The sequence below is a fragment of the Staphylococcus kloosii genome (assembly GCF_032139365.1).
Classification (GTDB): Bacteria; Bacillota; Bacilli; order Staphylococcales; family Staphylococcaceae; genus Staphylococcus; species Staphylococcus kloosii_A.
The window spans coordinates 1-10,049 of the sequence record NZ_JAVTDB010000049.1 but is presented as its reverse complement, the minus strand read 5'-3'; the positions used below and the strand labels follow the sequence as shown (position 1 = coordinate 10,049).

At 33.4% G+C, this 10,049-nt stretch carries 10 protein-coding genes and 1 pseudogene; all 11 read right to left on the bottom strand.

The features are described from left to right. Nucleotides 1-534, bottom strand: a pseudogene (locus RPL90_RS06595) (hypothetical protein); the annotation flags it as partial. A 1,119-nt stretch (nt 535-1,653) separates the two neighbouring features. Continuing rightward, on the bottom strand, nt 1,654-3,126 hold the full coding sequence (locus RPL90_RS06590; RefSeq protein ID WP_313547056.1) for an SH3 domain-containing protein: 1,473 nt from the start codon (nt 3,124-3,126) through the stop codon (nt 1,654-1,656). Then, entirely contained in the window at nt 3,104-3,565 is a 462-nt protein-coding gene (locus RPL90_RS06585; RefSeq protein ID WP_313547053.1) for a phage holin, read from the bottom strand. The genes RPL90_RS06590 and RPL90_RS06585 overlap by 23 nt, the downstream gene beginning before the upstream one ends. Before the next feature lie 38 nt (nt 3,566-3,603). Then, nucleotides 3,604-4,017, bottom strand: a complete 414-nt coding sequence (locus RPL90_RS06580) for a hypothetical protein (RefSeq protein ID WP_313547050.1) — start codon at nt 4,015-4,017, stop codon at nt 3,604-3,606. Next, on the bottom strand, nt 3,990-4,433 hold the full coding sequence (locus tag RPL90_RS06575; protein WP_195718463.1) for a hypothetical protein: 444 nt from the start codon (nt 4,431-4,433) through the stop codon (nt 3,990-3,992). Before RPL90_RS06575 ends, RPL90_RS06580 begins: the two co-directional genes overlap by 28 nt. Nucleotides 4,434-4,469: 36 nt before the next feature. Next, nucleotides 4,470-4,619: an XkdX family protein gene (locus RPL90_RS06570; RefSeq protein ID WP_313547044.1), complete on the bottom strand. Its 150-nt coding sequence runs from the start codon at nt 4,617-4,619 to the stop codon at nt 4,470-4,472. After that, a complete protein-coding gene (locus RPL90_RS06565; RefSeq protein ID WP_313547043.1) occupies nt 4,619-4,975 on the bottom strand; it encodes a hypothetical protein in 357 nt (118 codons plus the stop codon). Before RPL90_RS06565 ends, RPL90_RS06570 begins: the two co-directional genes overlap by 1 nt. 4 nt (nt 4,976-4,979) lie before the next feature. Next, the gene (locus RPL90_RS06560) at nt 4,980-6,455 is read right to left on the bottom strand and encodes a BppU family phage baseplate upper protein (protein ID WP_313547041.1); all 1,476 of its coding nucleotides are present in this window, start codon (nt 6,453-6,455) and stop codon (nt 4,980-4,982) included. A 3-nt stretch (nt 6,456-6,458) separates the two neighbouring features. After that, nucleotides 6,459-8,420, bottom strand: a complete 1,962-nt coding sequence (locus tag RPL90_RS06555) for a glycosyl hydrolase family 28-related protein (RefSeq protein ID WP_313547038.1) — start codon at nt 8,418-8,420, stop codon at nt 6,459-6,461. After that, entirely contained in the window at nt 8,417-8,635 is a 219-nt protein-coding gene (locus tag RPL90_RS06550) for a hypothetical protein (protein WP_313547035.1), read from the bottom strand. Before RPL90_RS06550 ends, RPL90_RS06555 begins: the two co-directional genes overlap by 4 nt. Further along, nucleotides 8,628-10,049: prophage endopeptidase tail family protein (locus RPL90_RS06545; protein WP_313547032.1), on the bottom strand; the 1,422-nt coding region annotated here is incomplete at its 5' end. The genes RPL90_RS06545 and RPL90_RS06550, both read right to left, overlap by 8 nt.

Genomic DNA, 10,049 nt, shown 5'->3' with positions numbered 1-10,049 from the left:
ATTTTTAGCAATTCCGTTTTGCATCATTAATATACCATTATAGCTTAATTTATTTCTCATATATTTATAAACATTTGTTCTTTGATACTCATACCAGTTTATTGGTAAATCTATTAGTTCTCTTAATTTATCAGCTAAATGAGTAGTATTTTGATTAATGTTTAAACGGTTAACGATATGATTGGAATCATAGCCTTCCTCTATTAGGTAGTTTTTCATCCAACTTTGTTTTGTTTTCATATCATTTATTGTATCAATTAACTCTCTTGAAGGATTATCATCCTCCTGAGAATTTAAAGTTCTAAATTTTAGTAATTCTAAATCTTCTTTTGGTGGTGTATCAATCAACAAGTAACCAAATGGTATATTCAAAAATGAACTTAAACTTTGAACTTGTTTAAATGTAGGATTCATTTCATTTGATAGCCATGATTTTAATTTAGGGAATTTTTCTTCTATAATTTTAAAATCTTTATTTGATTTTAAAATCGCCCATTTTAATACATTGCTTTTAATACTAATACGACTTGTCATTTGGTACACCTCCTTTATTTACATTATATATTATAAATAGTGCTTTTTGTAAAATATTTTAAACTTTTCCATAAAAAAATAGGGCAAGCACCTTGTACCTACTCTAAACAGAGCTAGTGTATATTTAAAATATTAACTTAATGATATTTATTATTTTTATACAAAAAGGATAAGCGCTTGTGTGCCTGCCCTTTACCCCAAACTTTCATCCAGGGACATGCTTGGATGACGGAGATTTGATTCATTATAAAAGCAATAGTTGGATAACTAGTGCATGTTTCAATATTATACCCTAGAGGTTGTATCTAAAAACAAAAAACAGACAGGTCGGAAATCCTGTCTGCAAATCGTATAACACATTTAAAATGAAAGGTGGGCCCTAAAGCTCTATTTTTAATTTATCATAATTTACCGATTAATACAAAAAAGCAAGCATCTGGAGAATGCTTGCACAATAAGGAAATTAATTGTTTAAAAGCAATAGTTAAAAACAATTAGAGCTTCTTAGGGAGTTAAGAAACCCTCTTAACTCAAATTACCATAATATATTAGATAATACAATAATAAAAAATCTCAAACAAGTTTTCAGCAAAATATTTCAAAGCAATAGTCTGGGGAGATTTATAATAATGTAACACAGATTAATTCTAATATCTACTTACGTAACATAAAAATAGACATCTCATATAGAGATGCCTACTAGAAATTTAAAAAAAGAGACAATATTCTAAAGATAAAGTTTGTCTACTAATAATCTAACATAAAAAAGACACCCCATAAAGAGGTGTAAACAAATGTATTTAAAAATGAGATAAAAATTCTGGAGAAAAAATTATCTAAATTAATTATATCATGACCAAATAATATTAGCTAATTGTACCCAACACATATTACTTCTAAAAAATAACCACCCAGTGACTAGTGGGGGTGGTTGGGTGTGCCTATACCTCTCGATAGATACTGGACTGGAAGAAGTCACCAGCCGAGACCAACTCTTGCGACACATGGTATCTCTCATGTATCTATACACCTATTATACTATATTTACGCATAAAAAACAGGGCAAGCACCTAGTGCCTACCCTGTAGTATATGACGTAATTCTATTGTACCATACTTATTAATTAATTGTACCCCATAGTTTACCTCTGCTATCGGTTGTCTTATCCCATGTTCTAACCGGTAAGTAAACTCTTGTACCATCATAAGCTGTATACGCAACCCATACATAGCCATCTTGTTTCATCACTTCATCATATGTGATTGATTGACCGGCTTGCAAAACCCCACTTTGTGGGCATGTTGTAAAGGGTCCAGTTGTACGTGTGATAATCGCTGTATTAGCAGTAAATGTTGCTTTTTCTGATTTATATAAAGTACCATATTGATTCTTTTTGTAACCTTGATTGTCCGGTCTTGTAGCTGGTGTCGAAGCACTGCCTGGTTGTTTAGTTGTTGTGGTAGCAACTGGTTGTTTACCGTCCATATAAGCATGTATTTGCTTAATAAAATAGTCTTTCAATTTAAGTCTGGCTGTTTCGGTAATCGCATGTTGCAATGGATCTAATCCTGCATGAAGTTTCAACGAACGATGCGGACAGCTTGTACTAGAAAATTCATTGTGCAATCTCACAGTATTTCTATTAGCTGGTAATTTCCATTTTTTCAGTAATCGTGCTGCTTCTTGTAATGCCACTTGTTCATTAGCTAAAAATTCTTTATCAGTAGCTTTCATAGATTCATCGACTTCAATACCGTAATATTCATAGTTTCCAGAACCTGGTTGAACACCATCAGCCACATGCCAAGCAATACGTCCTTCATCTATAGCGTGCCATATACCATGTCTATCAGCATAACAATGAGCTATACCATTAGCTAATCTGTCATATCCTGCATTCACCAAACTATTATAGTATGTTTTATAGTTACCTACACTAGCATCATTGTGAATGACTACGCCCTTAGGGTTATGCCCGCGTTTCGTCATATTGTAACCTGTAATGTGTTTATCAATCACTTCAATTTTAGGTTGTGCTGTAGCTTTCTTAGTCACTGATTTAGGCGCTACACTTTTCTTAGTAGCTACTGTTTTAACCGCTGGTGCTACAGGTGGAACAATAAAATGTGTACAACCATAGTAATTATCCCAACGATTCGAAGGTTTCTTGTTAGCATTGCCGTCCCAGTTTTGTTCCAGTACTTTCATATGCGAAGTATTACCAGGGTCATCTACGATATAAATGTGACCGTATTCGGCAAAAGTTCCAATCGTATTAACACCAATCCAACCTCTTTTAGGTACAGTGCTTGGTTTGTTTTCAACGACTTTCCAGCCACTTGGGAATGTATTGTGAATTGCATCTTTCGCATTACCCCATAGTCTAATTTTGTTATCTGTTAGCCATAATACATAATCTAATGGTAAATCCATACATTGAGCGTTATATCTTAAATCTACGTCTATACTACCTGGCTCCATTGGTGTCCAACCTGGTTCATCAGTACGCCATGATTTTACTCGATATTGACTATCCACAGTGCCTTTTCTATAAGCATCTAAACGTGCGTTAATTTGTGCTTGTGTTTTCATCTTCTTCACCTTCCACTAATGCTTTTTCATTTGTTAAATCATGTTCTGATTTGTCTAATTCAGTGTAAGAACTGCCACCTGTTGCATCGTCATGTACAATTTCATCACTATCATCACTAAAAGGTTGTGTCGTATCGTATTCTTGAGGTGTTTTCATTTTTGTTTCTGATTTATATATCACTGGTGTATCTACATCTTTACGTGGTTTGTTATACGTCTGAACAATACCACTATCACTCACACCTTTTGTCGTAGGGTCGGTAATCACACCTAATCCTGTTAATAACGCTAATATCGCACCTAACACGCCACTTATTTGTTCAAGTTGTGTGTTAATATCTATGCCAAAAATATCAGTGATTTGTTTAACGAATAGTAATATTGCACTAATCATTGCTGTTAATACAGCTTTATTCTTAAATCTTAATTTCCAATTCATCTCATTACCTCCATAATAAAAAGCCGACCGAAGTCGACTTATTTAAAAAATATTTGTGCCAATACAGGTACTAAACCACCAGCACCAGCAAGTGTTCCTAAGATACCTAGAATCAATTTATTTCTCTCCGAAACTTTTTGTGTTTGTTCTTTTTGCATCGTGGTAATTGATACCTTAATCCGCTCTTGTTCATCTTCTAATTTCTCTGTACGTCTTACTTGTTTTGTAATATTTTTATTAATAGTTTTTGTTTCTTCGAGCAAACCATTCATTGTTTCTTGCATCGGTTTTTGACTTTCTATGAATGTGTGTAAGCTCAAATTAACTTGTTCTAATTGGCCTTCCACACGCTTATCTCCATCATCAATATACTTAAACATTTCAAGGCGTTTCTCTAAAAACTCATGCCGTGGTAAGTAGTAACTTACTTTTTCGTTGTCTTTTGATTCCACAGTGAAACACCTCCAATAAATGCCATCACACCTGAAATAACTGCCCAAGTTAAATTTTGTCCAGGTGTCAAAATATTGATGGCATTATGGAACCCTGCGAGTGTGAAGATATAATAAAATACCATAGATATGATGTGACCTATGGTAAACAAGTAGAGAAAATAGTTATTGGTTTTATAATAAGGTACCATTAACCCAGCAATCATTAATAATACACCAGCAATTAAGAACGGCATCCCCCACCAGAACAAACTAATTATTTGATGCATTGACATATATAATGGCGATTCTGTAGATGCTTTATCAGCAAAAAACACCCAATAAGCACCACGCCATAACGAATACATACCAAATCCCATACAGTACACAACAACGATCATTTGGAAAAGACTTAATCCTTTTTTATCTTCTAGCATTGATTCACCCACTTTCTATAAAATAAAACCACAAGTCTAAGCCTGTGGTTCCGGATATTCTTCGCCTGTGATTTTGGCGTATTCCTCTTTGGTTGTTACTCCTAGCTCTACATATGTTGCTATATCTTCATTTGTATAAGCGTTTATATCATAAAACCATTTAATACTTTCGTAAGTCGGCCACATTATTCAACACTCCCTTTTAATTTAGAAATCTCAATTAAAGCATTAGCAAGTTGTTTTTCCGTATCTTTTAACTGAACATTACCTTTCACAACTTGTATTTGTAATTTGGCTACTATCATTTCTAACTGACTAGGCACTACAGATGGTGGTTGGTTAGCATCTTGAAATTGTTGTTCAGAAGCACCATGCCAATTTTCTCCATCAAACTGTCTAGGTGGGTATAAATCATAAGGTGGCATTGTTTCTGTATATTGATAAAGATTTTGTGCTTTTAAATCTTCTTCATCTAATACACCATCATCATCAGCTTTAACTAAAAAAGGTTTTCCGTTATAATCGAAAACTTGTTTATACATCTAATCACCCCACTAAGTAAGTTAAATGACCGTAGATGTAATCACCTATAGCCATTGTATTGTTATTGTCTTGCCATACTTTGAAAATTTTATTTACTGTATCGTAACTACATTTAACAGGGTTTTTACCTAGCGTTCCGTTTGTTCTAGCTAGAAAACTGAAAGCATATTTAGGTAAATATTGGTCTGGTAATGTTAGGAATGGTGAGCCTGTGCTTAAAATATCTTTTGTTACTTTCATATTGAAAATAATTTCGCAAATATCATTTTTAATTCGATACATAGAAACACCGAGCGTATCATCATTAACAAAACCACTCATAAGTGGTAGAGATTGCCAACCTGTATCGTAAAATTTGCTATCAGCATAGGCTTTCGCACTATTTAAAGCAGTATCAGCTTTACTTTGCGCACCTTGTGTTGTTTCCATATTTAAAGTAGGGTTTTTCCAATCTCTAGGAACGCCATTTGTGTGGATTGTTTTTCGATATACAATATTTAAATCACTGTGGATTAGTTCGATAACTTTTCTACTACTATTACCTTCAGTTACATTGATTTCTGCAAAATATGAATTTTCTGCACCACCAGGATCTAACGGACAATCGAATGTATTATTACCTGGTATGATAGCTTCATAAAAGCCTGCTGATAATGTATGCACACTTTTAGATAATGTACCTAAATATTGACGTTTACCTGTGCTATCTGTGAAAGCATATTTCTGCCAATTCGTAGTATCTGTTTGTTTTACATAATTACTTGGCTGAACATCAGTATTAAATTTATCTATTTTCCCTTGCATACTATCATTGATGTTATTCAAATCTGATGCGTATTGTGATGACTTTGTAGTCAATTCATTTAGCTTTGTGTCTGCTAAATCATTAATTTCCTTAACACTATTTGTCTTAGCAATTTCAATGTCAGATAATCCTTTATCACGCGCTTGGTCTATCTTCGCTACGTAATCTTCTTGATTTTTCATTGCTTGCTCAATGTTATAAATACGTTGTTTAATTAACGTTTCTAATTCATCAAATTCAATGATGTAATTTAATTTCGTTTCAGCATCAAATTCCCACATTAAACTTTTTTCTATTGTAAAACTGAATATACGTTCAGCAACGATTGCTTCTTTTCCTTTAACAGCTACATAAACTTGAGCCGTAACTTTACCTGGACTACTTAAAATGTCATTAGGTACAAGTGTTGATATTTTACCGTTTAAACCGTCTGTAATATCTAAATCTTTTCTAATACTTAAACCATTAGAATGTACATAGACGATGCTTGTTTTAACGTTAGAATCACCTAAAAGAAGTGGTTTACCGTTTTGTGTAACTGTAAATTCAAAAATACCTGTATCTTTATCGGCAGTAGAGAAAGCGACGTTTAAGTCGCTTCTACTTTGCCTAAATGCTGTTGTTTCTAATACTAATTTTGCTTTTTTGTTAGGTGCACTTTCATAATTAACCATGCATTACACACCTTTCGTTTTGAGTTTAGTTATTTCGTTAGATACGTTTACGTTGTTATAACCAATGACTGATGAATTTTCGTTGTCTGTGCCATCGACATACACGCCACCTGAACCACCATTGTTGAACACAGTTGTATTCTTTTGTCCTACGGAACGAATGGCGAAATCTTTATCAGCACCCCATAAGTGATTACCTTCAACTGCGCCCGTTTCACAATACGCTAAATAAATACCACCGCGAGGGTTACCATCTTCCGTTTGTTGGTTGGTATTCGTTACGGTATTATCTCTAACGAAAAAGTTTTTCGCATATTGTATGAATATGCCATTACGTCCAGTAACATTGATTAAATTACTTGTAATGTGTATGTGTCTAGCAAATGCTGCATAACCTGTATACTGTGAAATTTCATTATATATCGCTTCTGTTTTAACATTATTGAAATAGTTTTTATCAATAAATAAGGTGTCACACCCTGTATGGCGGACACCTCTATAACCGTAATTAAATGAGTTATCTTTGATATGAACATTTGCACATAGATTAAGGTTTACAGCTTCCCCTTTGTCGTTGTTGTCACAATCAAAAACGTTATTATTTATATGAATATTAAATACTTTTGCAGTTAGATCATTATACTGTTGGCCAAAAGCACTTACACCTGTTTTTGAATAATTTTTGAAAATATTACCATTAATAAAGTACATTTCGCCTGATTGGGGTTGTTCACTCGGTACGTTATTTATATCATTTGCACTCTTATCCAAACCGCCTACAGACGAAATACGAACACCTTCCGCACAACTTTCGAACGTATTACCTTCTATCCTTACATTTTTCCATTTATATGGTCTAACGCCTGCACCTTTACACCCGTTAAAAACATTATGTGTAACTGTGATATTAGATTGCCATATGTTGTGCACACTTAAATGATTTCCTACGCCTACATCAGGTGCCCCTAATATGTCAGATGGTCTAAAGGTACAGCCTGTGACAATAACATCTTGGCAAGGAGTACCATCAAACTTGCCTGCACCATCAATACTGGCATCGACGTACTCTGATAATTGAATTGATTCTTTCATGGTTTGTGTCGTTTTATTGATATAACCCTCAAAAATACAATTTGTTACTTTTAAATTACGTATACCATTTGCATCAATAGAGTGATAAGATAACGTATTTCTGAAACGAACATCTGTAAAAGTAATATTTTGAGCGTGCATTAAATTGACCATGTTTGCTTCAACATCTGGGTATTTATCAATCTGTTCGTAGTTATGATCTAGCGTGCCACCTTTGAAATGAATGTTACCATTACCTTCATAACCTGCGTAAGCATCAGTGTATTTAGCGTTCATGAACAGCTCGTTCGTTTTCCCTCTTAAAATAGTTGCGTTATTATCCATTTCAACAGTAGTATTTCTATACACAATTAACGGTTGGTGAATAAGATAACTTCCTGCAGGTATGAACAAACGACCACCTTTCGCTTGTTTGATTCGGTCTAATGCATTCTGTAATTGAGGTGCTACATCTGTTTGTCCTGTATTATCTGCGTTATATTCTTCAAAATTAATATCCACAAACTTATTTTCTACTCTACTAATTTCTTGCTTCACGAAATCAAAATCATGTTCAAGTCGGTCATATAACACCGTATGTGTTTGACCGTCCATAGATACTCTTGCATCTAAAATTTCTGAACCGGGGTCGTCAATTTCTCCTTTAACAATGTTTGATATTCGATTATCTTGTCTATCTAGTTTTTGATTTAACGTTGACCCGTTGTGGTCAATTTGATTTGTTGAATGTGCTTTTACTTGTTTAAGTTTATGATACATAAAATCTTCTATTAAATTATTATGACCATACTCTATTTTATCAAAATTACTTATATTCTCATTTCGATATGTCCCATCTAAAAAAGGGCTTAAATCTCTTTTAAGTCTTATCATGTATTTGTTCCCTCCAATGGTTGTGCGTTAAGTACACCCTTATCATCCACAACTAATTTGAATTGTTTTCCTGAAGGTGACTTTAAAATAATATCTGTAATAAGATAAGATTCAATTAAATCTTCTATGCCTATAACAGCTGTAACATGTGTTTGTGGAAAGTATTCATCATCCGATTCATTTATTTCACGGATGATAGGTACTTCTTTATTCATCTAAAATCACACTCCCTACAATTTCACCAGCTTGATATTTAAGTGGTTTTGAACTATATATATTGTTAAGCTTAGCCCTATTAAGTGCGCTACTTACATTTTTAATTTTATTCGTCATCATATTACTGATTTGAACAATATCTTTTTTATTATTGCTAAATCCTATTTCATCAGGTGTCTGATTGAGTGGGTGTGTCTGTTTCAAACTAACAACTTTCAATTCCGAATCGTAACCCATAATTTCGTGTACAAACCAAATACTGTCGCGTTCTCCAATTGGTTCATCGCCAATGTAGTTAATTTCTAAATCAATATCAGGTGTATCTTTAAAATCTTTTAACATCGTAGTTTTTAGGTCTGCTTGTTCAGTTGCACTATCATCAAATACATCAGGTGCTTCACGTCTGCCAAAGACATCATAATTAGCTGATGTGTGCGTATATGTTGTACTGTACAGTTGGTCACCACTTAATGTTGCCGTAGCATTTATGACAGTAGATTTCTCCGTACCCACATACATACATGGTTTCGACTTCTTGTAATCAACATTATTTTTCGGCCCTTTAAATACAACTTTTATTGTGTGCTTTCCTTTATCTGCACTTTTTTTCAACGTAATGTTTTGCGTATTTGCGGTTTTACTATAGCAACTGTATTCACCAACTAATTTATTATCGAAGTATATTTGCACTATGCCACCCTTACTCATACGTTTAAGGCTATATACAATCGTTTCATTCCCCCATTTGCAATTTAAGGTATAAGAAAAAGACGCCCCGATTTGTTCAGTGCGCCATGTTCCATCTTTTATAAATGTACCTGTATACGTTAATTGAGGAGGTTTAATAGGTGTGTAGTTTTTTGTGTCCTGTTCCGTAAGCTTTTTTCCATATCCTTTAACGATGGTTTTTAATTCCCTCGTATCTATGGTTGCTTTAACGGAATCGTTATTGTATTTATACCGAATCACTTTTTCAGTTAATTGATAAAATGAATGATCATCATAAAAATATATTTTTTTATTATTTGCAAAGTATATATAATTAAACAAGTCTGCACCTTCAACTATATATTCAATAGCATTTTTACTACCTAATTCTTCGATACTTACAGATTTATTAAAATCACCCACGATTTCATATGAAAAACCTAATTTATTGTCTTTAAAAGCAAATTCTAAATACTCTTCAAGTATTACCTGTTGTGGTTTAGAATCTGATGAATCTTCGTTTAACGATTCTTTAGAAATATCTTTACTCACATAATGATTTTGAAATTCATACATAATATGACTTGCTGTTATTTCTTTCGTTTGAATTAAACCGTCATATGACGCTGCACAACTTTTGATTACATAGCGTTGACCTTTATAGTCCAAGTACGCTTCATTTTGCAATAAATTGTATATATCTTC